Here is a 22,523-nt window from a genome sequence, read left to right as displayed (position 1 = left end):
GGCCATGAGTCATGTTTTCAGCAGTGCCCAGGCGTTGCTCGAGGCCGAGGGCCTGGACCTGGGTTGCACCGAGTGGCTGACCATCAGCCAACAGCGCATCGATCTGTTCGCCGAAGCCACGGGTGATCACCAGTGGATTCATGTCGACCCGGTCCGCGCCGCCAGCGGACCGTTTGGCGTCTGTATCGCCCACGGCTACCTGACCCAGTCGCTCGTCAACCTGTTCCTGCCGCAATTGCTCACCCTCGACAACATGGCGATGGGGGTCAATTACGGCAGCGACCGCGTGCGCTTCCCGGCGTCGGTCAAGGTGGGATCGCGAGTGCGCGGCAGCGCCAGCATCGTGCGCGCCGAGCAGCTGGCGGACGCCGTGCAACTGGTGGTGCGCGTGACCGTGGAAGTCGAGGGCCAGGCGCGGCCCGGCTGCGTGATCGACACCATCAGCCGTTACACCTTCAACCCTATTACCGAGTGAGCCTGTCATGGACCTGAATGAAGTTGTCATCGTTGCCACTGCGCGGACCGCGCTCGCCAAGTCGTTCCGCGGGTCGTTCAACGATACGGAAGCCCCGGTGTTGGGCGGACATGTAGTGCGTGCGGTGGTCGAACGCGCCGGCATCGAACCGGGTGACGTAGAAGATGTGATCATGGGCGCAGCGGTGCAGCAGGGCACCCAGGCCTACAACATCGGCCGCCTCTGCGCCTACACCGGTGGCTTGCCGGACACCGTGCCGGGCATGGCCCTGGACCGCATGTGCGCCTCGGGCCTGATGAGCATCGGCGTAGCCGCCAAAGGCATCATGACCGGCGAGATGAACATCGCCATTGGCGGTGGCGTGGAGTCGCTGTCACTGACCCAGACCAAGCACAAAAACACCTATCGCGCCCAGTCCGAAGCCGCGCTGCAAGCAATGCCCAGCGCCTATATCCCGATGCTGGAAACCGCCGAAATTGTCTCGCGCCGTTATGGCATCAGCCGCGCAGCCCAGGACGAGTATTCCCTGCAGAGCCAACTGCGCACCGCCGCTGCCCAACGTGACGGCTTGTTCGACGATGAAATCGTCGGCTTGAGTGTCGACAAGTTGTGCTTCGATGCAGGAGGTCAGCCCAGCGGCCATCAACGTGTGTTGGTCGAGCACGACGAATGCAATCGACCGAACACGCGCCTGGAAGACCTGGCTTCGCTGAAACCGGTGTGGAAGGACGGTAAATGGATCGAGCAGGGTGAATTCATTACCGCTGGCAATGCTTCGCAGTTCTCGGATGGCGCCTCGGCCAGCCTGCTGATGAGCCGCGCTGAAGCCAAGCGTCGGGGGCTGACACCGTTGGGCATCTACCGAGGCATTGCCGTGGGTGGCTGCGCGCCGGAGGAAATGGGCATTGGCCCGGTGGTGGCGGTGCCGAAATTGCTCAAGCGCTTCGGCCTGAGCGTGTCGGATATCGGCCTGTGGGAAATCAACGAAGCCTTTGCCTGCCAGGTCCTGCATTGCCGCGATGCACTGCAAATCCCGGCGGAGCGCCTGAACGTCAACGGCGGCGCGATTGCCATCGGCCACCCGTTCGGCATGTCCGGCGCACGCATGGTCGGTCACGCACTGCTGGAAGGTCGTCGTCGCGGCGCCCGTTATGTAGTGGTCGCCATGTGCATTGGCGGCGGCATGGGCGCCGCCGGGTTGTTCGAGCTGCCGTAAGGCCGGCCAAGGAGCGTTGAGCGCCAATAACACCCATTACCATTAAATTGATGCGGGCCCTGCAGTCCGGGCCCGCTGCTGGGGAGTGGTTATGCAAACTCGCGTGCCGAATGCGCAGGTCCTGGCGGAAATGGGACTGGAGCTGGCCGAATACGAACGGCTCATCGGCAACCTGTACGATTCGGCCATCAATATCCGCTGCATGGGCGATTCGTTGCGCCAGATCCGGACGCTGTTCAAGGCCAATTTCGTGACCTTGATTCTTCGCGTGCAGGATGAGCCGCTGCTGTCGCCGATGATGGTCGCCGGGGACGTCGAACTGGGGGAGGGCGGCATCAACCATTACGCCTATTACGCCAAGTCCACGCTCTTCGACAGCCTGCCCACCGACACGGTGTTCACCGTTGATGAGTTGATGAGCGAGGCCGAATGGGTCAGCTCTTCTTTTTACCTGTTGTTTTGCCAGCCACATGACTGCCATCAGATGCTCGGCGCCGATATCCGCCTGCCGGATGGCAGTACGGTGCGCTTTCGGATCAACCGGCCACGGGAGCAGGCGCGCTTTTCCCACGTCGAACGAGCCATGTGCGCCATGCTCTTGCCGCATTTTCGCCGCGCCCTGCACATGCATTCGCTGCTGGATCGCAGCGAGTCGTTGGGCAGCCTGTACTCGCAAACCATCAGCCGTATGGCGGTGGCGACCATCGTTCTCGATGAAAACGGCAGTGTGGTGCAACTGAACCCGGTGGCCCGAGAGATTCTCGACAGCCAGGACGGCCTGAAAGTCGTCGGCGGCCGGTTAGAGGCGACTTATCCGAGTGACAATCGTGAACTGTCGCGCCTGGTGCGCAACGCCTTTCAACGGGCGAAGCAGGGCGGCGCCGGATTACAGGGGGCCGAGGCCATGTCGATTTCTCGACCCTCCGGGAAAGTCAGCCTGGGCGTGGTGGTTGAGCTGATTCCGACGCAGGAGCTGGTCGAGGGCAAGGGCAAACCGACCGTCGTGGTGTATGTGCGTGACGCCGTCAGCAAGTCGCTGGTGAGCAACGTGGTGACCTCGCAGCTGTACAACCTGACACCCGCGGAAACCTTGCTGGCTCTGGAGTTGGCTAACGGCCTGTCGCTGGAGGAGGCCTCGGAGGCGCTGAATATCCGCCGCAATACCGCCCGTGCGCACCTGCGTTCGATCTTTTCCAAGACCGGTGTGCGGCGCCAGACCGAGCTTGTGCGGATCATGCTCAACAGTGTCGTGGCGTTGGCCAAACCGCAGCTACCGGAGAATGGCAGGCTGTAGCCTGGCGTTTGCCGGTGCGTGGAAAAACGCGTTAGTCCGTGCGGACGATGCTGCTCGATCCTGGGGCTGCCGATACTGGGCGACCGCTATCGGTAACCAAGGAGAATAAAAATGACCGGCAGTAACCTGGCCTCCAGTTGTCTTGTCTCGCGGGCTGCCAACGCCACTCCCACCTGGGTGTTGGGGTTGTTATTGGGATGCAGTGCAATCGGTACGGCCAACGCCGCACCGGAAGATGTGGAGCGCCTGGGCAAGGATTTGACTTGCATCGGTGCCGACAAGAGCGCCAATGCCGATGGCAGCATCCCGGCGTTCAGCGGCAAGTGGCTGGGCGTGCCGCCGCACGTGGACTTCAAAGGGACTGGCAACCATCCGGTCGATCCTTACCCGCAAGAAAAACCGCTGTTCGTGATTACCGCGGCCAACCTGGCGCAATACAGCGACTACCTGTCCGATGGTCAGAAAGCCTTGTTCAAGCAGTACCCGGCTACGTACAAGATGCCGATCTATCCCACGCACCGCGATTTCCGTTTCGACGACGCCGTGTGCAAAGCCACCCGCGAGAACGCCAGCATCGCGCGCCTGGTGGACGACGGTGAAGGGGTGGTGGGCAAAACCGGCGGCACCGCCTTTCCGGTACCGCGCAGCGGTCTGGAACTGTTGAAGAACGCCTCGACCTTTTCCTTGCGCGCCTGGACCGAGGAATACATCTCCGACAACGCCTACGTACTCAAGGACGGCAACATCAACTGGGGCCGCGTGCATTCGCGCAACCTGGCGCCGTCGCTGGAGCCGGGCAAACTCGGCGAGACCGTTGGCAACTCGACGTTCTACCTCAACGAAACCCTGCTGCCACAACGGGACAAGGGCGAGATCAATACCGGCACCGAGTTCTGGAACGACAAGACCGAGCCTCGCCAGGCCTGGCGTTACGATCCGGGCACCCGCCGTGTGCGGCAGTCGCCGGGGTATGGCTTCGACATGTCGTTCCCGGGCAGCGGTGGCTCGATCACCGTGGACGAGGTACGCCTGTTCAACGGTTCGGGGCAGCGCTATGACTGGAAGATCGTCGGCAAGCGCGAGATGTTCATTCCCTACAACACCTATCGCCTGCACGCGGCCAACCTCAAGTACGCCGATCTGCTGACCCCTGGACACATCAACCCGGATGCCATGCGCTTTGAGCGCCATCGGGTGTGGGAGCTGGAAGGCACCCTCAAGCCGGGTTACCGCCATCTGTACGGCAAACGCAAGTTGTACATCGACGAAGACACCTGGTTCCCGATGCTCGCCGACAATTACGACAACCGTGGCGAGCTGTGGCGCACCTCGATGCTCAACTACTTCTATGGCTACGAAAGCCAGCGGCCGCAAGCAGGCGTGGGGCTGTACTACGACCTCAATGCCGGCAGTTACCTGGCGTTCAACCTGATCAACGAACAGCGCAACGGCTATCAGTTGAACAAGCCGGGCTTCAGTCCGCGGGATTTCGGTCCGGAAGCCGCCCGTCGGTTTGGCCAATAGCCGACGCGGATTCGCGATGGCAGAGGCTGACAGGTGAACCCCTTGAGAGCGGATCTCGTTTGACCTAGTCCAAGTGAGGGATGAATCCCTTGCTGGGGCGCTCAATGATATCCGCTATGGGTTCACCCTGTTTTTCTTGGGGGTATTGCTCCCCAAAGTTTCCAATCGAGGAACAATAACAATGACGAAACTCGCTGAAATCAGCATCGAAAACGCCCAGCGTACTCACCGTTACGCCCGTGGCTGGCACTGTCTGGGCGTGGCGGAGGATTACCGCGATGGCCAGTTGCATACCTTGAATATCTTTGGCACCCGCCTGGTGGCGTTTGCCGACAGCAAGGGTGCTATCAGCATCCTCGACGCCCATTGCCCGCACATGGGGGCCGACCTGTCCAAAGGCACCATCGAAAACGACACGGTGGTGTGCCCGTTCCACCACTGGAAATACAACACCAGCGGTAAATGCGTCGAGATTCCTTATTGCAAGCGCATTCCACCGAAGGCCAAGACCCGCAGCTGGTTGACCTGTGAGGAAAACAACCTGCTGTTCGTCTGGAACAACCCTGAAGGCCGTCCGCCGAAAGAGGGCGTGATCATTCCGCACCTGCCCGAGACGGACGACCCGGACTGGATTCACGACTGGAACATCGACACCATGCTGATCGAAACCAACCCACGGGAGTTGGTCGATAACCTGGTGGACGCCATGCACTTCGGCCCGGTGCACGGCACGCCGACCAAGTACTTCGCCAATGTCTTCGAAGGGCACATCGGCCACCAGATCTTCCACGGTGATTCCGAGCGCCTGGGCGGCGATCTGATCGCACCGTCAGCCTACTATGGCCCGGCGACGCACTTCACTCACATCAGCTCGATGTTCGGCGATGTGCGGATCCACGCCATTTTGCTCAACAGCCATGTGCCCGTGACGGCCAACAGCTTCGACTTGCGTTTCGGCTGCATGGTCAAGCGTGTGCCCGGCTGGAGCGAAGAGCAGAACATTGAAGTGGCCAAAGCGTACGTCATGGGTAATCGGACCTCGTTCTATCAGGACGTGGAGATCTGGAAGCATAAAATCCGTATCGACAACCCGGTGCTGGCGGAAAACGACGGCCCGGTCTACCAGCTGCGCGAGTGGTACCAGCAATTCTTTACCGATGAGGATAAAGTGCCCGCGAGCATGGCTGAACGCCGTGAAATCATCACGGTCGACGAGCGCTGAAGAGTAGTGCCCCCTGCGAGCGACAAGCGATCGTTTGTCGATTGTGGGGGAGGCTCGAAAGGGGGTATAACTCCTGAGTTTTTGCAATGAGCCAGGTCCGACTTAACGGTCACGAGAGCACTGACAATGAAAATAAAAAGCCTTCTTGCCTATTACGTTTGTTCGTTGATTCTGTTCCTCCTGGTGGTGACCGTGCAGGTCTCCCAGCCAGCGGAATCGCCCAGTGTCAAAGCCTGCAAGCAATACTCAGGCTGTGTCGCCATCAGCCAGAGCGTTCCGAGCTGGCCGAATTTCCGCTAGGGGCTGCGTGCGTCGAACAATGCACACCACAAGGCTGACAAGGCTTTGTGGTGTGCATTTTTTGCTGTAGGAGCCAGGCTTGCCGGCGAAGAACGATGGCGCGGTGTATCAGACAGACCGCGGCGTCTGGTTCGCGGGCAAGCCTCGCTCCTACGGGCGAAGAACGATAACGCGGTGTATCAGACAGACCGCGGCGTCTGGTTCGCGGGCAAGCCTCGCTCCTACGGGCGAAGAACGATAACGCGGTACAACAGATACACCGCAGCGTCTGGTTCGCCTGTAGGAGCCAGGCTTGCCGGCGAAGAACGATGACGCGGTATAACAGATACACCGCGGCGCCTGGTTCGCCGGCAAGCCTGGCTCCTACGGGCGAAGAACGATGACGTCATCCGAAGGAGGCGACATCCCTGTCGCCTTGAAGGGTTCAGCAGGGCAGGAAGTGACCGCCGTTGACATCCAGTTGCGCGCCGGTAATCACTTTGGCGTAATCGCTGGCCAGGTACAGGGCGGCCATTGCGCAGTCGTTGTCTTCGGGGATTTTGCGCAACGCAATCTGCTGGGCGACCTGGTCGACCAGCGACTCCATCGGGACGCCCAGGCGCTTGGCTTCGCTCTCGAAGTAGCCGATCACCGGCGCACCCCACATCCAGCCCATGAAGGCGGAGTTGACGCGGATGCCGAACGGGCCGAGATCCTGGGCCAGGTACTGCACGGCGGTTTTCAATGCGCCCTTGGAGACGGCATAGCCGGATTCCAGTTGGTTGGGGGTGCGGGTGGCCATGGTGTTGATCATGACGATACTGCCCGACTTCTGTTTCTTCATCTGCGGCAGCACGGCCTGGGTCATGTGCATGGTGCCAAACAGGTTGACATCCATCGCCTTGCGCCAGTCGTCCATTGACGACTCGGAGGAACTGCCCCAGGCGCCATGGGCGTAGGCAGAGTTGATCAATACGTCGATCTGGCCGAAGTGCTCGATCGTCAGGTCGGCGAGCGTCTGGCACTGTTCGGCCTGGGCGATGTCGGTGGGGACTTTCAGGACCGGTGTGCTGTAGCCGGCCTCGCGAATGGCCTGTTCAGCCTGATCCAGCTTGGCGGGGGTGCGGGTGGCCAACACCACTGCCTTCGCCTGGTACTCCGCGGCACGCACGGCCAGCTTGATGCCCAGGCCAGGGCCGATACCGGAAATGATGACGACTTTATCTTTGAGCAACATGGCAATTACCTTCTTATTGTTTTGGTAGGGAATGGGGCGTTCAGGTGCGGCTGGCGTGCAGTGCTTCGGCACGTCGTTTCAGATCCAGGGCCATCTGGTCGAAGCCGATTTTTACCCAGGCACCGTGTTCACGCATGATCGTGTCCTGGTTCAGGCCCAGGAAAATATCAGTGGTGAAATAGCTGCAGCGGTTGGCATCGATGGCCTCGATGTATTGATCGCGGCGGGCGGCGTCCATGTTTTCCGGGACGGGGCGCTGCTCCCAGGACAACAGCTGCTCGGGGTCGCAGGCCACGAGGTATTCGAAGACCGGAACGGTTTCGCCGGTATCGGGGGTAAGTACCTGCATATGCACCTCGTCGCCGATCTGCAGGCCGCACTGAATGCTCGGACAGAAGCTGTTCCACTGGTGGTAATTGTCCAGATCAATGAGCACTTCCCAGACCACCCGCGCGGGGGCGTTAATGTCCACCGTGTGGGAGGTCACTATGTTTTCGGCTCTGGCCATGACGGTCTCCTGTTGTGCATTCAGTTGATGGGTCTGGAGGTGATTTGCAGCTGTTCGCTCAAGGGCTGGATCGTCTCGAGCAGGGTTTCGTAGCCCGTCTCGGCGATCATCCAGCGCTCGTCGCGCTTGACGTAGCGATCCTGATAGATCGCGCTGCCATGCATATGGGTGTTGTCCTCGAGGTTGATGAACACGTAGCTCAGGTACCAGAGTGCCGTGGCCTGGTTTCCATCGACTTCGATTTCCGGGGTGTGACCGTTGTGGGTGGCCAGGCGGGTCTTGGTGAACGAGGTGCGGTAGAACTCCAGCGCATCGCCCAGGCCGTTGACGTGGAACTCGTAGGCAGGGCTCTTGAACGACAGGGCGACGTCTTCGGTGAGCATGCCCTGCAGCATCTCGATTTTGCAGGTGTCGATGGCACGGAAGTAACGCGCCTTGAGCTGCTTGATCAGCTCGATTGCTTCTAGATCCAACATGTGAAGCCTCCTTGTGTACTCAGGCACTGAGCTGGTACTCGCTGGTGAGGATGCAGTCGAGCTTCTGGAAGTCGATGAACTTGCTGGTCGATTCGTACATGGCCTGCTGGCGCTGCGCGCATTTGTCCGGGTCGCCCAGGGCAGCGAAGAATCCTTGCGGATTGCCGATGGCCTCGGGCGGGAAGTTTTCTTCGACGATCGCGTGCAGCACCGGCGCAGCGTAGGTGAGCGCACGTACCACGGTGTTCTGCCGGTAGCCGAAGATCGACTGCAGAGGGTAGGCATTAGGCCCGTGGCCGTTGCGCCAGGTGTCGTACCAATGCTCGTAGCTCATCCGGTCTGGCTTGTGCAGCAGCGCCACCTGATTCATGCCGGGTGTGCGTTCGCCAACCGGTACCCGGTACTGGGCGACGCGCGCCTTGCGCTCCTCGGGGTAGGGTTCGGACTCCAGCACCAGATAAGCCTCCAGGCGGCTGGTCAAGGGAGTCACGAGCGCCTTGATCGAAGGCCATTGCGAGGCACTGTCCAGCCACAACGAGAGCAATCCGTCCAGGGGGACGGCGCTGTTGGTGATGCGCTGTGCAGACGCGGCGGCCACGCCCTCATCAACCACCATGACGCGCAGGGTGTGCGCGCCGGCGCTGACCAGGTCGTCGCTCAGGTCGAGCAATGCCTGGCGCCATTGCTCGACGCTTTGCTGTGGCGGTTTCCACAGGGTCAACATGAGTTTTTCCATGAATCCTCCAGCCTGGGTTTAGTGGTTGACGCTCAAATGACGGGCGCGATATTCGCTGTAGTCCCGGGTCATCTGTGCCTCGTTCAAACCGAAGCGCTCCAGGCTGTAGTCGTGGCTGGCACGTTTTTCCCGGCTGTTTTGCGACAGCCAACCCTGCGCGTCGGCGCGGGCCTTGTCGGTGAACGGCAGATTGGCGAAGGCGTAGACCCTTTCCAGTACTTCCATCGGCTGGTTCACGGTGTCGGCGAAGTTGATATCGAGGAAGCGCTCGGCAGCGTGCTGGTCGCGGACCTGCATGGTGTGGCGGATGCCTCGCGCCATGCGGCTGTTCCACTGCTCGCCAGCGGCTTTCGGGTCCGGGTTGTCGCTGTACATCTGCCACAGGGTGTGGGCCATGCTGGCCATTGAAGGGATGGTCTGGGCCGGTTCGCGGTGGGTCAGAATGACCTGCGCTTCAGGGAAAACATCCAGCAACAGGTGCAGGGTGTGCAGGTGTTGGGGGGCTTTGAGCAACCAGCGCTGGCCAGCCGGCTCACCTCGCTGTTGTTTCTGCCATTGCAGGAACTGCAGCATTTTTTTCAGCTGGGTGTAGACCGGCCGCTGATCTTGCCGATCCAGCCAGCGGGTATAGCTGGGCACGTTGACGTAGGCGTCCATGGCGCACATGAACGAGTGTTCCATGAGCATGAACTCTTCGTCGCAGAGCATGGCATCCAGTGGGTGGATGGCGAGGATCTGCGGGATGACCTGGGCCATCAGCTCGACCTCGGCCTTGGCCTGGGCGATGCGTTTGGCCGGCACGGCCAGGGTTTCGTCTGCCAGCGGTGCCGGGAAGCGGGTCTCCCACCAGGCGGCCGAGTAGAAACGCGGGTCAACCGCCAGGGTGCGCTGCAACATGGTAGTGCCAGTGCGTGGCAGGCCCAGGATGACCAGCGGGTCGTCGATCTGGATCTGGGTGATTTGCGGATAGCGGACAAGGTAGTCCTCCATCACCAGGCGATTGACCAGTTGCCCCACCAGTCTTTCCTGCAGCAAATACTGGCCGCTCTGCGACAGCTCGGCTTCGGTCGCCAGGGCATCGAGCAGTGCCTGCAAGGACTCGCGGTAATTGTCATCGCCGAAATTGCTCAGGCCGTTGGTGCGCGCGATGGCGCTGGCCAACAGCCTGTCGACGGTCAAATCTTCTATCAGAGTGTGCGCGTTCATAGGGCCTCCGCGACTGCAGATACTTTTACGACCTGGGTGGTGGGGTGGCATTGCTCCTGGGCACCGACCCAGCGCAGGCATAACGTGCCTTGGCGTACGCCGGCGGTTTGCAGCCAGTTGCTCACCCCTGGGTCCAGCTCGCTGAGGACCAGGGTCACGCCGCCGTTGTCGTCGTAGTGGGCCTGGTGTTTGTTGAAGCAGATCTGGTGGTAGCGGTAGTCCAGCGACTCCATCCAGTAGTTGTTGATCTGCAAGTTCCAGAAGTCGCACTCCGGCACTTTGTCGATGTGGATGACCAACGCTTCGTCAGCGGCCAGCGCCCAGTGCGAGTGGTAGTAGAAAATGTTCGGGTCGCCGCCCACTGACTGGCACAGGGCCTGGTTGGCCGGTGGCAGTTGATTGCTGTGAGGCAGGTAGCTTTGGCTCCAGTCGGCGAACAACCTGGCGGTGTTCTCCACGAAGCTGGACACCCGCGCCAGGCCTTGCTGGAAAGTCGCCGGGTCGAGGGCCTGGGGTTTGGAATCGGTGCCGATGCGCTCGATGTCCAGCTTGGCCGGCTCTTCGATCCGACGGTCAAGAAACGTCTGGCGCACGATCAGGGCGTTGGTGGCGTCTTCCATTTTCAGCCAGTTGCCCGGTTTCGGCTCGCGGCTGAGGATGATTTCGAAGTTGCCCTGGGCATCGACCTGTAATTGGCTGGCATCGATGAAGCCGGTCTGGATCAGGGTGCCGTCGGTTTCGTAACCGCCTTTCTGGGTCCCGAAGCTCAGGTAGGCGACGCTGCCGCGCTGGCCTTTGATGCGGTAATCCAGCGTGCCGTCCAGGCGCGAGTATTCGTAGAGGTTGTCCGGGTTGTCGGCACCGATCTTCGCGGTCTCGTGGGAGGTCTTGAAGAAGCTGGGAAAGGCCGGGTCGGCAAACTCGATGTGCATCTCCAGGCCGATGCGCAGCAGGCGCGTGAGGTAGCGGAAACCTTCGGCGCGGGTGGCTGCATCGGCTGGCGCTTCGGGGCGCAGAATCTGCTCGCCGCAGCGTTTGAGGTGATCGCAAAACGTGGCCCAGGTCTGGCCATTCAGCAGTTGTTGTTCGTCAATAGAGCTGATTGTCATTGTTAGACTCTCTTGATTAGGCAAGCCCGCACCGTGAGCGCCCCCGCAGAGGCGCTCCGTGTCGGGTGATGGGACTAGAACTCTTTACCGATGATGCCGCGCTCAACCAGCACCGCGATGATGCGATCCACGGCGCCCTCCGGTGTCAGCTTGCTGGTCTCGATATGGATGTCCGGCTTGTTCGGCACTTCGTAAGGCGAGTCGATGCCTGTGAAGTTTTTCAGTTCGCCACGGCGGACTTTCTTGTACAGGCCCTTGGGATCACGTTCCTCGGCCACGGCCAGCGGCGTGTCGACGAAGATCTCGATGAACTCGCCTTCCTGCAGCAGCTCGCGCGCCATCTCGCGCTCGGAACGGAACGGCGAGATGAAGGCCGTCAACACAATCATCCCGGCATCGACGAACAACTTGGACACCTCGGCCACCCGGCGGATGTTTTCCACACGGTCGGCATCGGTGAAGCCCAGGTCGCGGTTCAGGCCGTGGCGCACGTTGTCGCCGTCGAGCAAGTAGGTGTGCCGGCCGCGGGCGTACAGTCGGGTCTCGAGCAGGTTGGCGATGGCCGATTTACCAGCCCCCGACAAACCGGTGAACCACAGCAGCACCGGCTGTTGGCCCATCTGTTCGGCGCGCGCTTTCTTGTTCACATCCACGTGCTGCATGTGGATGTTCTGCGAGCGGCGCAGGGAGTACTCGATCAGGCCCGCACCGACGGTGGCGTTGCTCAGACGGTCGATGAGGATAAAACTGCCGGTCTCACGGTTGTCCTTGTAGGCATCGAAGGCGATCGGCTGGCTGGTAAAGAGGTTGCACACGCCGATCTCGTTCAGCGCCAGCTCTTTGGCCGCCAAGTGCTCCATGGTGTTGACGTTGACCTTGTACTTGGGCACCGACAAGGTCACGGACAGGGTCTTGCCGCCGATTTTCATCAGGTAGGGACGACCGGGGAGCATGGCCTGCTCGTGCATCCAGATCAGGCTGACCTGGAACTGGTCGGCCACGCTGGTCGGGTCTTCTGCGGTGGACAGCACATCGCCGCGACTGCAATCGACTTCGTCGCTCAGGGTCAGGGTGATGGACTGTCCGGCCACGGCTTGCTGCAAGTCACCATCGAGGGTGACGATGCGCGAGATACGGCTCTCTTGTCCGCCCGGCAACACACGTACACGGTCACCGGGATGAATCACACCGCTGGCGATGGTGCCGGTGAAACCACGGAAATCGAGGTTGGGGCGGTTCACCCACTGCACCGGCATACGGAACGACAGTTTCTGCTGGCGCGCCTCGTCGATCTCGACGGTTTCCAGGTAGCCCATCAGCGTGGTACCGCGGTACCACGGCATGTGCTCGCTCTGTTCGGTGATGTTCTCACCCCGCAGCGCAGACATCGGGATCGCGGTGACATCCTGCAGATCGATCTGCTTGGCGAAGGCGCGGTAGTCATCGACGATGGCGTTGAAGACTTTCTCCGAGTAGTCCATCAGGTCCATCTTGTTGACGGCCAGTACCACCTTGCGAATGCCGATCAGCGACGCCAGATAACTGTGGCGCCTGGACTGAGTCAGCACGCCGCGTCGGGCATCGATCATCACCACGGCCACATCGGCCGTGGAGGCGCCGGTCACCATGTTACGGGTGTACTGCTCATGGCCGGGGGTGTCGGCCACGATGAATTTGCGCCGGTCAGTGGAGAAAAAACGGTAGGCCACGTCGATGGTGATGCCTTGTTCGCGCTCGGCGGCCAGGCCATCCACCAACAGGGCGAAGTCCAGTTCGCCACCCTGGGTGCCGTCTTTTTTCGAGTCGGCCTCCAGCGCTTCCATCTGGTCTTCGAAGAGCATTTTCGAATCGTAGAGCAGGCGCCCGATCAGGGTGCTCTTGCCATCGTCGACACTGCCGCAAGTAATGAAGCGCAGCAGGCTCTTGTGCTCGTGGGCCTTGAGGTATTGCTCGATATCCTCGGCAATCAGGTCAGATACGTGTGCCATTAGAAATACCCCTCTTGTTTTTTCTTCTCCATCGAAGCGGACGAGTCGTGGTCGATCATTCGCCCCTGACGCTCGGATGTGCGGGTCAGCAGCATTTCCTGAATGATCTTGGGCAGGGTGTCGGCATCGGACTCGACGGCACCGGTGAGCGGGTAGCAGCCCAGGGTACGGAAGCGCACGTTGCGAATCATCGGCACTTCACCCGGGTTGAGCGGCATGCGTTCGTCATCGACCATGATCAGCATCCCGTCGCGCTCGACCACCGGGCGGGGCGCGGCGAAGTACAGCGGTACGATCGGGATGTTTTCCAGGTGGATGTACTGCCAGATGTCCAGCTCGGTCCAGTTCGAGAGGGGGAACACGCGGATCGACTCACCCTTGTGTTTACGCGTGTTGTACAGGTGCCAGAGCTCCGGGCGCTGGTTCTTCGGGTCCCAGCGGTGCTGGTCGGAGCGGAAGGAGAAAATCCGTTCCTTGGCCCGGGATTTCTCTTCGTCGCGGCGTGCGCCACCGAAGGCTGCGTCGAAGCCGTAGTGATCCAGCGCCTGCTTCAGACCTTCGGTCTTCATGATGTCGGTGTGGATTTGCGAGCCGTGCTTGAACGGGCTGATGCCCATTTCAATGCCTTCGGGGTTGGTGTGGGTCAGCAGGTCCACGTTCAGTTTGGCCACCATCTGATCGCGGAAGCGATACATCTCCTGGAACTTCCAGGTGGTGTCGACATGCAGCAAGGGGAAGGGCGGCTTGGCCGGGTAGAAGGCCTTCATCGCCAGGTGCAGCATGACCGCGCTGTCCTTGCCGACGGAGTAGAGCATGACCGGGTTGTCGGATTCGGCGACAACCTCGCGCATTGCCTGGATGCTTTCGGCTTCCAGTCGTTGTAAGTGGGTAAGCGTCATAGATTTTTCCTTCGCTTTTTGTTGTTGTCGCTTATCAACGTACAACTGCGGCGATTCGGACTTATGCGCGACTTGATGTTTTAACATCAGGCGCAACATCTGCAGCATGGGGTTGCGGGGCAGGGCGGAGGCGGCATCCATCGGGGTGTCCATCGCACTGCGCGCGGCCTGTTGGCAGATGTGGGTCGCCATCTCGCGGGCGCCGCTGAGCATTGCGCTGGCTTCGGGCAGGTGAAATAGCTGCAGTCGGTCGGCGCGCTCGCCGGCCCAGGTGATGAAGGTGGCGGCGCGTTGCCAGTGCATGCCCGACAGCAGTGCGAACACCTTGCGTTCGGCGCAGCGTTGCAGGCGGTCGAAGAACGCTTCCAGATGGGGCGCGCGCAACCTGTCTTCGTATGGCAGCCAGAGCACCTTGCCGCGATTGCTGACCGCACGCAGCAAGCCGTGACTGAACTTGCCCTGGTCGTTGCGTGCGCCGTAATCGTCGATCCAGTAGATTTCGCCGTTCTGCGCGCGAGCCTGATCGAGGATGTGCCGGTAGGTACTGCGGTACCAGCGTTGTATCGCCAGCGAAGCATTGGCAAAGCGCTTGGCCTGGCGCTCGGCATTGAGCTGCCAGCGTTGCAGATAATGGGCAGCGGTGCGCTCTGGCAAATCGATGTTGTGCAAGCGCTTGACCAGTGCCTGCATGGCCTCCAGCTGCCAGAGCAGGAACGGCAACTCATGCCGTTCCGGCAGTGTGCTGACCAGCAGCAGGTAGATGTTCTTCTCCTGCTCTGCCGAGAGGCTGCGGCCTTCGCCTTGCTTGCGCCCGCGGTCGCGCACTGGCACGGCATTCCAGCCGCCGGCTTGCCAGGCCTTGTACGCGGCGATGATGGTCGGCGAAGAGAGTCCTGTGTCCTGGCTGATGGCCTTGAGCGTACTGCCGGCAATGCGTAACTGCACGGCGCGCAGGCGCAGCCTGTTGATCTGAGGAACGGATAATCGATTGCCGTGGGGCACAGGAACTCCTGTTAAACATCCATTTGCTGATTGGCGGTGTGGTGGATGTCTGTACTGTTCCCCGATCCGGAAAATGGCGCATAGGCCATACGGACCATGTGAAGAATAAAAACAGGAGAAATCCCATGAACGAGTCAATGGCTGTTCTGCTCGAAGACGTCATCGGTATTGCTCGCGCAGCGGGCGAACGGGTGCTGGAGGTGTACCGCTCGGATTTCGAGGTGCGCGGGAAGGTCGATACCTCTCCGGTGACCGAGGCTGATGAACGCGCCGAGACCTTGATTCTGCAGGCCTTGGCAGCGCGCACACCGCAGATTCCGGTGATTTCGGAAGAGGCCGCCGCTGCCGGCCAGGTGCCCGAGGTGGGCCAGTGTTTCTGGCTGGTGGACCCGCTTGACGGCACCAAGGAGTTCATCAATCGCAACGGCGAGTTCACCGTCAATATCGCCCTGATCGATAACGGTGAACCGGTACTGGGGGTGGTTTTGGCGCCTGCGCTGGAACGCCTGTTCGCCGGTGCCCGTGGTTGTGGCGCCTTCATCGAACAGGCTGGGCAACGCCAGGCCATCCACTGCCGGGTCGTGTCGGAAGAGGGCCTGGACGTGGTCGCCAGCCGCTCCCATGGCGATGCCGAGGCGCTGGATACATTCCTCGACGGGCGCAAGGTGCGCTCACTGAAAAGCGCGGGCTCATCGCTGAAGATTTGCCTGGTGGCTGCCGGCGAGGCCGACCTTTATCCGCGCCTGGGACGCACCATGGAGTGGGACATTGCCGCGGGGCATGCGGTGCTGCTCGCCGCCGGTGGACAGGTCTGTACCCTGGCCGGCGATGTGCTGCGTTATGGCAAGCCCGGTCTGGACAACCCTCACTTCTACGCTCGCGGACTATAGATCCCGGCCAATACCCGCTTGCGCTCGGGGCCTGCTTCCAGAAAGAAGCAGGCCCTCTGTTTTCAGGGAGAACACCATGGACTCTGTAGTCGACCCATACCTCTTCATGGAGGTCAGATCGACAGGGGCGCGGTATCTTATCGGTCCGCTTTGCAGAAACGCACCGACAGGAGAATGTAATGAGTTGGTCCGCCAAACAATACGTCGCTTTTGAAGATGAACGCACACGCCCGGCCCGTGACCTGCTGGCTGCCATACCCGGTACGGAGGTGCGCTCGGCCATCGACATCGGTTGCGGCCCCGGGAACTCGACCGAGTTGCTGGTGGCGCGCTTCGCCAACGCCTCGGTGCGAGGGCTGGACAGTTCGACCGACATGATCGAAGCCGCCCGCAAGCGTTTGCCGCAGGTGCAATTCGATACCGCTGACATCGATACCTGGACCGAGCGCGGCCCGTTCGATGTGATCTTTGCCAACGCAGTGCTGCAATGGCTGCCTGATCACGCGAACCTGTTGCCGGCACTGGCGAACAAACTGGCGCCCGGTGGCAGCCTGGCGATCCAGATGCCGGACAACCTCAACGAACCCTCCCACCGCTTGATGCGCGAAGTCGCAGCCGATGGCCCCTGGGTTGGCAAGCTGGCGGGCGTCGCCGGGCAGCGAACGGCAATGGAAAGTGCCAGCAGCTACTATTCGATGCTGCGACCCCACTGTTCCCGGGTCGATGTGTGGCGCACCACTTACCACCACCCGCTCGCGGGCGGTGCGTTTGACGTGGTCGAGTGGTTCAAGGGCAGTGGATTGCGGCCGTTTCTCGCACCGCTGGATGAAGCGGAGCGGGCGCAGTACCTCAAGCAGTATCAGGCAGCGATCGAGCGGGCTTATCCGCCGTTGGACGATGGCTCGGTGCTGCTGCCGTTCCCGCGGTTGTTCATCGTCGCCACCCGCTGACCGCCCCCTGTAGGAGCCAGGCTTGCCGGCGAAGAACGATAACGCGGTATTACAGATACACCGCGGCGCCTGGTTCGCGGGCAAGCCTCGCTCCTACAGGCGAAGAACGATAACGCGGTATAACAGGTACACCGCAGCGTCTGGTTCGCTGTAGGAGCCAGGCTTGCCGGCGAAGAACGATAACGCGGTATGACAGGTACACCGCGGCGCCTGGTTCGCGGGCAAGCCTCGCTCCTACAGGCGAAGAACGATAACGCGGTATAACAGGTACACCGCGGCGCCTGGTTCGCGGGCAAGCCTCGCTCCTACAGGCGAAGAACGATAACGCGGTATGACAGGTACACCGCGGCGCCTGGTTCGCGGGCAAGTCGGATTCGGCCCATGCTATAGCCCAAATGCAGCACCTGGAACCGGCGGGTAAGACTGTTGATATAGGTGCAACCTTCAGCTCATACGGCGATTATTCAGTGCTGCTGCCATTCCCGCGGCTGTTTACCATCTCGACTCGCTGATGCAAAAAAAGGACAGGTGACGCTGATGGTCATCTGCCCTTTTTATTGGTGGTTTTATCGCATCAATCGTCGCTTGATGACGTCATGCCGGTTGCGCATCCATACGTCGCGCAACGACATCCAGCACATCGCAGCCATCGCGCAAGGGAATGCAGCAAAGCAATGCGAAGTCACTGAGTATCACCGAATCCGTGGTGATGTCGCCGCGCATCGCGAGGTTTTCCAGGACCTGTGTCACCGCACCAATTCTGTAACGGGCGGTGCTGAGCAGTGAATGCAGCGGTTGTGTGGTGTTTACATACAGCGAGGGAAGGTCGTCAGCGTTGCTGGTTAAAGCCATATATTCTTTCATGAGTGATCACCATGTAGATAGGAAGACCTACCACTCATCGTCGCCAAACAATAGGGTGGTAGCTGTACGCGGGTTGGCGAACCGGACCATGGTAAAACCGGCAGACCCTAAGGTCTCCCACGCACAGCCACCAAAAAGAGGCAGCCAAATGCGTTCAAAAGCGCTCCGAGAAATACTCGGAGGCTTCTGTACCATGGCATCGAGTCGCCAAACCCGATACGCCATTTTTGGCGCGGGTTGACTATAGGCTTCATGGTAAAAACACAGCAATGCGCAAGTGTACGGACAATTCCCAGAATCGTGTAGGACATTGCTTTTTTTGAGAATTGACGCCGTTCCTAATCCAGCCTGGCCGCAGCTATGTTGTAATCTTGAGCCCGGCAATGCATGGGCTGAGTTACGGCTCGTCGTTTTGGAGGGGAATATGGAAGTGAAATTTCAGCAGGGGGGCAATAGCGCAGCGATCCGTCTGCCGTCTACCTTGCTCAAGCAGATGAGCTTGGTCAGTGGGGATTTGCTGACGCTCGATGTGTCTGCCGAAGCGATGACGCTCAAGCCTGCGAAAACCAAGCGACATTACCGATTGGCCGATCTGATGGCGCAATGTGATTTGTCTGCGCCAGAGCCAGCAGACCTTGCCGCCTGGAATGCAATGCAGCCTGTAGGTCGCGAAGCGTAAAGAGAGCCAAATTCAACCGGGCCGACATTGTGCGACTGAACCTTAATCCAACCGCCGGTCGTGAGCAGCAAGATGATTTCCGGCCAGCACTGATTCTCACGCCGGCGGCCTACAACGCATATGGCCCAGCTCCGACGGCCTGATCCCTCGCTACAACGCCAAATTAAAGCCCAGCTCAACGCTGGGTTTTTGTGTGCAAGAGGGATGTTCTAAATCTTATAGCGATGCCCTGACCACCAATGGACAATCGACTGGCTGGGCTCCCGATACGTCGAGGGTCTCGATCAGGTGCCGGGCAGCCTTGCGACCGATCTCGTAGTACGGCAGTTGCACCGTGGTCAGCGGCGGGATGAACAGCTCGGCAATACCGATCATGTTGTCATAGCCGAGCACGGCGACATCGTCGGGAATTTTCAGGCCACGGCCCAACAACAGCTGATAGGCACAAAAGGCAATGCGGTCGTTGCCACAGATCAGAACATCGAACTGGGGGCGACCCTCAATGATGTGCCGGTCGAGGATGGCGGCGGTTTCACCATAGGCGTCATGATCGGAAAGGTCGTATTGCAGGAGCGCGTCAGGCGCCAGTGCGAATGCCTGACAGGCACGCTGCAGGCCTTTTTGTCGCAGGTCCCAGGCCAGACTCTGTTTTGGCAGATTGATGCACAGAGGCCGCCGATAGCCCTGGCTCAACGCGTGATGTACGGCTCGATACTGCCCCGTTTCGTCGTCTGGCACATAACTTACCAGGCGACTGTCAGCCGCCAGGCAATTGGCGAGTACCAGGGGTTTGCTCTTCAAGCGCTCGGGAATGCTCACCTGGCGAAAACCCATGGCGCTGAAGATCAACCCGTCGGGACGGTGCGACAACATCAGGTCGATGTTCTGGTCGGTGGGCGGGTTGCTCAACAGGTTAAGGATAAATACATTCCAGCCGGCTTGCTGCGCGGTCTGTTCGATGGACAGCAGCAACTCGACCGCGAACGGTGTGGTCGCGGTATCCAGCGCGAACACACCGATGGTGCGCGACTGGAGGTTGTCGCCGCGCATCTTGCGCGCCGACAGGCTCGGTACGAATTGCAGTTCGTCAATGGCGCGACGCACCCGCTGAAGGGTTTCGGGGCTCAGTTTTTCCGGATTGTTGAGCGCTCGAGAAACCGTCATCAGGGACACGCCGGCCAGCTGTGCAACGTCTTTCACTGAAGTCATGCGGGGCAAGGCCGGTCAGGTTGACGCAGAATCATGACACAGGGCCCGGGCTTTTCGCGACTCGAATGACGCTGCTCATAGCCATCCGCCGCTCATAGCCATCCAGAGCCGAGAGGCCATGCCTTGGGAATCGAGACACTCCCGCCACTCCCGTTGGCAAACAGCTTCACGCCCAGACTGTCGGGCCGCGGATAGAGGCGACTGCTGAGGCTGAAGCGCCCGTTTTCGTCGAACACCTCGATGGACGAGCGATCGAGAAACACGCGCAGTTCCAGCCGCTCCTGTGTCGAGTCGATCGACACGCTGCGCTGACCGGTGACTTGCGCACCCGAGCGACTGCGGTCAAGCACCAGGCGCTGGAGCGATGCATCGTAGTAGAGCAGGGTTTCTTCCTGGCCATCGTCGCTGCAGCGCAAGGCGATTCCCAGGTGGCCGTCGGTGCAGTCGCGCAAATCCAGATGCACATGAATTTCGAGCATGTCGCCATTCACTTCCGGCACCCACCGGGTTCCCGACTCTTCCCACCAAGGCGTGCTCGGCAATGGCGCCTTGCGCAGAGCGGTTAGCTCCCGTGCCGGATACACGCAAAGGCGATCGGCGCACAGTTCAAGTTCGCGCGGCAAACCGAGCATGCCGCACCAGTGATGGGCCTGGCTCGGCATCGGGCTTTCCCACATGTCGAGCCACGCCCACACAAGGCGCCGGCCATCGGCGGCCAGGAGCGTTTGCGCGGCATAGAAATCGTGGCCGTTATCCAGCTCGATAAAAGGCCCGCCGGTGAATTGCCATTCGCTGTCGAGTCGGCCCACTCGATAACCGGTCTGGTACTTGTTGAGCCGTTCGTAACCCTCGGGTTGCATTCCCTGGGGGGAGTAGAGCAGCACATCGCGTCCGTTCAGTCGGAACAGATCCGGGCACTCCCACATATAGCCATCGCCCGAGCTGCCGCTGGACACATAGTCGAGGAACTCCCAGGCGTGCAAATCCGTGGAACGGTACAGCGGGAGCAGCGGCACATCGCCCAAACGTGCGCCGGCAATCAGGTACCAACAGTCATCCTCCTTCCACACCTTGGGGTCGCGAAAGTGCATGATCGTGTCTTGCGGCGCGGTCTCGATGACGGCGCCATGCTTGACGAACCGGATGCCGTCGATACTGGTGGCCAGGCACTGGACTTGACGGATCAAACGTTCGTCACCCACGTCCCCCAACCAGGTGTGTCCGGTGTAGATCAGTGCCAGGGTATCTCCACACACCACCGCGCTACCGGAAAAACAACCGTCACGGTCGAAGTCATCGCCGGGTGCCAGCGCAATGGGCAGGTGCTGCCAATGAACCAGATCGGCACTCTTGGCGTGCCCCCAATACATCGGGCCCCATTTCGCTTCGAAGGGATGGTGTTGATAGAACACGTGGTATTCGCCACGAAAATACACCACCCCGTTAGGGTCGTTCATCCAGCCCGCTGGAGGGGCAAGATGATAACCGGGCCGATAATCATCGATGACGCGAGACAGACCATCACTCAGCGCAAGCTGCGCAAGGTCATGGGCGCAAGACATTGGGTCGTTCACAGGATTCAAATACACAGTCATTGGGCGCTTACTCGTGCCGAGCGCAGAGAGACGCCATCCGGCAGGATCTCAGTGGCTTGTGGGTGGCGCTTCAAGGCCATGCCGTCGGGGTCGAACAGATGCAGGTTGTCGATGTCCAGCTGTAGCTCGACCCGATCGCCTGCCTGCCATCCGGCGCTGACCTCGCAACGACAGATCAGTGGCTCGGCCTGACCTGTCTCGAGGTGCACATAGGTTTCGCTGCCCAGGTATTCGACCGCGGTCACGACGACGCCGGCGGTTCCCTGCGCCGCCTTGAGCGACATGTGCTCCGGGCGAATCCCCAGGCTCAACTGCGTACCCGCTGCCAGGTTCGAGCTGTCGAAGGGCAGGGATGTGATACCCCATACGAGGGTATCGACCAGGCTGGTTTCGCCTGGGGCCTGCAGGTGTGCCGGCAGAAAATTCATCCTGGGCGAACCGAGAAAACCGGCGACAAAGCGACTGGCCGGACGTTCATAGAGTTCGCGCGGTGAGCCGAACTGTTCTACGCGACCACCATTGAGCACGACAATTTTGTCGGCCAGGGTCATTGCTTCAACCTGATCGTGGGTGACGTAGATCATGGTCGAGCCCAGTCGGGCGTGCAGCCGGGCAATTTCGTTGCGCATCTGCACCCGCAAGGACGCATCCAGGTTGGAAAGCGGCTCATCGAACAACAAAATGTCCGGTTCCCGCGCCATGGCTCTGCCCATTGCCACACGCTGACGCTGCCCTCCGGACAGTTCCTTTGGCTTGCGTTGCAGCAGTTTGTCCAACTGCAGGATTTGCGCAGTTTTCAGCACGCGCTCGCGCAGGCTGGTCTTTTCAGTCTTGGCCAGTTTGAGACCAAAGCTGATGTTGTCGTAGACGCTCATGTGCGGGTACAGCGCATAAGACTGAAACACCATGCCGACGCCACGCTCGCGCGGCTCCAGGTCGTTGACCCTTCGCCCGTCAATCAGCAGGTCGCCGGTGCAGATCGAATCCAGTCCGGCGATCAGTCGCAGCAGAGTCGATTTTCCGCAGCCCGAAGGGCCAACGAACACCACGAATTCACCCGCAGCGATCTCCAGGTTGACGTCGCGAAGAATCCGCATGCCGCCCAATTGTTTGTTCACGTTGTCCAGTTTCAACTTGATCACGATGCTGTTCCTTGTAGTTGTCG

21 protein-coding genes are annotated in these 22,523 nt (G+C 60.5%); 9 read left to right on the top strand and 12 right to left on the bottom strand.

Features of this window, described 5'->3' with window-relative positions; all coding sequences use genetic code 11:
• Positions 1-4: 4 nt before the first annotated feature.
• The 5 genes from F8N80_RS15820 to F8N80_RS15800 all read left to right on the top strand — a co-directional run bounded on the left by F8N80_RS15820 (position 5) and on the right by F8N80_RS15800 (position 5,731).
• Positions 5-475, top strand: coding sequence for a MaoC family dehydratase (locus tag F8N80_RS15820; protein WP_150784240.1), 471 nt, complete (start codon positions 5-7; stop codon positions 473-475).
• A gap of 7 nt (positions 476-482) precedes the next feature.
• Positions 483-1,691, top strand: a complete 1,209-nt coding sequence (locus tag F8N80_RS15815; RefSeq protein ID WP_150744801.1) for an acetyl-CoA C-acyltransferase — start codon at positions 483-485, stop codon at positions 1,689-1,691.
• A gap of 91 nt (positions 1,692-1,782) precedes the next feature.
• On the top strand, positions 1,783-2,985 hold the full coding sequence (locus F8N80_RS15810; RefSeq protein WP_150744802.1) for a LuxR C-terminal-related transcriptional regulator: 1,203 nt from the start codon (positions 1,783-1,785) through the stop codon (positions 2,983-2,985).
• Between the two features lie 111 nt (positions 2,986-3,096).
• A complete protein-coding gene (locus F8N80_RS15805; RefSeq protein WP_150744803.1) occupies positions 3,097-4,509 on the top strand; it encodes a DUF1329 domain-containing protein in 1,413 nt (470 codons plus the stop codon).
• Positions 4,510-4,690: 181 nt separating this feature from the next.
• Positions 4,691-5,731, top strand: a complete 1,041-nt coding sequence (locus tag F8N80_RS15800; protein WP_150744804.1) for a Rieske 2Fe-2S domain-containing protein — start codon at positions 4,691-4,693, stop codon at positions 5,729-5,731.
• A gap of 724 nt (positions 5,732-6,455) precedes the next feature.
• On the opposite strand, the gene F8N80_RS15795 is transcribed toward F8N80_RS15800, so the two are convergent.
• From F8N80_RS15795 to cysD, 8 genes are all read right to left on the bottom strand, one after another.
• Positions 6,456-7,247, bottom strand: a complete 792-nt coding sequence (locus F8N80_RS15795; protein ID WP_150784239.1) for an SDR family oxidoreductase — start codon at positions 7,245-7,247, stop codon at positions 6,456-6,458.
• Positions 7,248-7,287: 40 nt separating this feature from the next.
• Positions 7,288-7,755, bottom strand: a complete 468-nt coding sequence (locus F8N80_RS15790) for an SRPBCC domain-containing protein (protein WP_150784238.1) — start codon at positions 7,753-7,755, stop codon at positions 7,288-7,290.
• Positions 7,756-7,775: 20 nt separating this feature from the next.
• A complete protein-coding gene (locus tag F8N80_RS15785; protein ID WP_150784237.1) occupies positions 7,776-8,231 on the bottom strand; it encodes a nuclear transport factor 2 family protein in 456 nt (151 codons plus the stop codon).
• 19 nt (positions 8,232-8,250) lie between these two features.
• A complete protein-coding gene (locus F8N80_RS15780) occupies positions 8,251-8,967 on the bottom strand; it encodes an EthD domain-containing protein (protein WP_150744808.1) in 717 nt (238 codons plus the stop codon).
• An 18-nt stretch (positions 8,968-8,985) separates the two neighbouring features.
• The gene (locus tag F8N80_RS15775; RefSeq protein WP_150784236.1) at positions 8,986-10,173 is read right to left on the bottom strand and encodes a sulfotransferase family protein; all 1,188 of its coding nucleotides are present in this window, start codon (positions 10,171-10,173) and stop codon (positions 8,986-8,988) included.
• Positions 10,170-11,282, bottom strand: a complete 1,113-nt coding sequence (locus F8N80_RS15770) for a DUF1214 domain-containing protein (RefSeq protein WP_150784235.1) — start codon at positions 11,280-11,282, stop codon at positions 10,170-10,172. Before F8N80_RS15770 ends, F8N80_RS15775 begins: the two co-directional genes overlap by 4 nt.
• Positions 11,283-11,356: 74 nt before the next feature.
• A complete protein-coding gene (cysN, locus tag F8N80_RS15765; protein ID WP_150744811.1) occupies positions 11,357-13,270 on the bottom strand; it encodes a sulfate adenylyltransferase subunit CysN in 1,914 nt (637 codons plus the stop codon).
• A complete protein-coding gene (cysD, locus tag F8N80_RS31625) occupies positions 13,270-14,256 on the bottom strand; it encodes a sulfate adenylyltransferase subunit CysD (protein ID WP_224790700.1) in 987 nt (328 codons plus the stop codon). The genes cysN and cysD overlap by 1 nt, the downstream gene beginning before the upstream one ends.
• A 1,040-nt stretch (positions 14,257-15,296) precedes the next feature.
• On the opposite strand from cysD, the gene cysQ reads away from it, so the two are divergent.
• A complete protein-coding gene (gene cysQ / locus F8N80_RS15755) occupies positions 15,297-16,061 on the top strand; it encodes a 3'(2'),5'-bisphosphate nucleotidase CysQ (RefSeq protein WP_150744813.1) in 765 nt (254 codons plus the stop codon).
• Positions 16,062-16,240: 179 nt separating this feature from the next.
• Positions 16,241-17,011, top strand: coding sequence for a trans-aconitate 2-methyltransferase (gene tam / locus F8N80_RS15750; RefSeq protein ID WP_150744814.1), 771 nt, complete (start codon positions 16,241-16,243; stop codon positions 17,009-17,011).
• Positions 17,012-17,605: 594 nt separating this feature from the next.
• Here the strand turns inward: tam and F8N80_RS15740 are convergent.
• Complete coding sequence (locus tag F8N80_RS15740; protein ID WP_150744815.1) at positions 17,606-17,875, bottom strand: short-chain dehydrogenase; 270 nt, start codon at positions 17,873-17,875, stop codon at positions 17,606-17,608.
• 424 nt (positions 17,876-18,299) lie between these two features.
• On the opposite strand from F8N80_RS15740, the gene F8N80_RS15735 reads away from it, so the two are divergent.
• Both F8N80_RS15735 and F8N80_RS31620 read left to right on the top strand, forming a co-directional pair.
• Positions 18,300-18,554: an AbrB/MazE/SpoVT family DNA-binding domain-containing protein gene (locus F8N80_RS15735; protein ID WP_150744816.1), complete on the top strand. Its 255-nt coding sequence runs from the start codon at positions 18,300-18,302 to the stop codon at positions 18,552-18,554.
• 29 nt (positions 18,555-18,583) lie between these two features.
• Positions 18,584-18,697: a hypothetical protein gene (locus F8N80_RS31620; protein WP_224790698.1), complete on the top strand. Its 114-nt coding sequence runs from the start codon at positions 18,584-18,586 to the stop codon at positions 18,695-18,697.
• Between the two features lie 73 nt (positions 18,698-18,770).
• Here the strand turns inward: F8N80_RS31620 and F8N80_RS15725 are convergent, their stop codons facing one another.
• The 3 genes from F8N80_RS15725 to F8N80_RS15715 all read right to left on the bottom strand — a co-directional run bounded on the left by F8N80_RS15725 (position 18,771) and on the right by F8N80_RS15715 (position 22,500).
• Positions 18,771-19,763: a LacI family DNA-binding transcriptional regulator gene (locus tag F8N80_RS15725; protein WP_150744817.1), complete on the bottom strand. Its 993-nt coding sequence runs from the start codon at positions 19,761-19,763 to the stop codon at positions 18,771-18,773.
• A gap of 92 nt (positions 19,764-19,855) precedes the next feature.
• The gene (locus tag F8N80_RS15720) at positions 19,856-21,358 is read right to left on the bottom strand and encodes a glycoside hydrolase family 32 protein (protein ID WP_150784233.1); all 1,503 of its coding nucleotides are present in this window, start codon (positions 21,356-21,358) and stop codon (positions 19,856-19,858) included.
• On the bottom strand, positions 21,355-22,500 hold the full coding sequence (locus tag F8N80_RS15715; protein ID WP_150744819.1) for an ABC transporter ATP-binding protein: 1,146 nt from the start codon (positions 22,498-22,500) through the stop codon (positions 21,355-21,357). The genes F8N80_RS15720 and F8N80_RS15715 overlap by 4 nt, the downstream gene beginning before the upstream one ends.
• Positions 22,501-22,523: the final 23 nt, after the last annotated feature.

The organism is Pseudomonas fluorescens (genome assembly GCF_902497995.1).
Classification (GTDB): Bacteria; Pseudomonadota; Gammaproteobacteria; order Pseudomonadales; family Pseudomonadaceae; genus Aquipseudomonas; species Aquipseudomonas fluorescens_BK.
Note: the sequence above shows the minus strand (reverse complement) of the source record. Positions and strands in the feature narration are given on the sequence as shown.

Bases quoted from the DNA above. Each gene is read 5' to 3' on its own strand.
- F8N80_RS15815 (WP_150744801.1), top strand. From the start codon at position 483: ATGGACCTGAATGAAGTTGTCATCGTTGCCACTGCGCGGACCGCGCTC.
- F8N80_RS15780 (WP_150744808.1), bottom strand. From the start codon at position 8,967: ATGGAAAAACTCATGTTGACCCTGTGGAAACCGCCACAGCAAAGCGTC.
- F8N80_RS15790 (WP_150784238.1), bottom strand. From the start codon at position 7,755: ATGGCCAGAGCCGAAAACATAGTGACCTCCCACACGGTGGACATTAAC.
- F8N80_RS15795 (WP_150784239.1), bottom strand. From the start codon at position 7,247: ATGTTGCTCAAAGATAAAGTCGTCATCATTTCCGGTATCGGCCCTGGC.
- cysD (WP_224790700.1), bottom strand. From the start codon at position 14,256: ATGTTAAAACATCAAGTCGCGCATAAGTCCGAATCGCCGCAGTTGTAC.
- F8N80_RS15775 (WP_150784236.1), bottom strand. From the start codon at position 10,173: ATGAACGCGCACACTCTGATAGAAGATTTGACCGTCGACAGGCTGTTG.
- F8N80_RS15800 (WP_150744804.1), top strand. From the start codon at position 4,691: ATGACGAAACTCGCTGAAATCAGCATCGAAAACGCCCAGCGTACTCAC.
- F8N80_RS15810 (WP_150744802.1), top strand. From the start codon at position 1,783: ATGCAAACTCGCGTGCCGAATGCGCAGGTCCTGGCGGAAATGGGACTG.
- F8N80_RS15785 (WP_150784237.1), bottom strand. From the start codon at position 8,231: ATGTTGGATCTAGAAGCAATCGAGCTGATCAAGCAGCTCAAGGCGCGT.
- tam (WP_150744814.1), top strand. From the start codon at position 16,241: ATGAGTTGGTCCGCCAAACAATACGTCGCTTTTGAAGATGAACGCACA.
- cysN (WP_150744811.1), bottom strand. From the start codon at position 13,270: ATGGCACACGTATCTGACCTGATTGCCGAGGATATCGAGCAATACCTC.
- cysQ (WP_150744813.1), top strand. From the start codon at position 15,297: ATGAACGAGTCAATGGCTGTTCTGCTCGAAGACGTCATCGGTATTGCT.
- F8N80_RS15740 (WP_150744815.1), bottom strand. From the start codon at position 17,875: ATGAAAGAATATATGGCTTTAACCAGCAACGCTGACGACCTTCCCTCG.
- F8N80_RS15820 (WP_150784240.1), top strand. From the start codon at position 5: ATGAGTCATGTTTTCAGCAGTGCCCAGGCGTTGCTCGAGGCCGAGGGC.
- F8N80_RS15805 (WP_150744803.1), top strand. From the start codon at position 3,097: ATGACCGGCAGTAACCTGGCCTCCAGTTGTCTTGTCTCGCGGGCTGCC.
- F8N80_RS15720 (WP_150784233.1), bottom strand. From the start codon at position 21,358: ATGACTGTGTATTTGAATCCTGTGAACGACCCAATGTCTTGCGCCCAT.
- F8N80_RS15770 (WP_150784235.1), bottom strand. From the start codon at position 11,282: ATGACAATCAGCTCTATTGACGAACAACAACTGCTGAATGGCCAGACC.
- F8N80_RS15725 (WP_150744817.1), bottom strand. From the start codon at position 19,763: ATGACTTCAGTGAAAGACGTTGCACAGCTGGCCGGCGTGTCCCTGATG.
- F8N80_RS15735 (WP_150744816.1), top strand. From the start codon at position 18,300: ATGGAAGTGAAATTTCAGCAGGGGGGCAATAGCGCAGCGATCCGTCTG.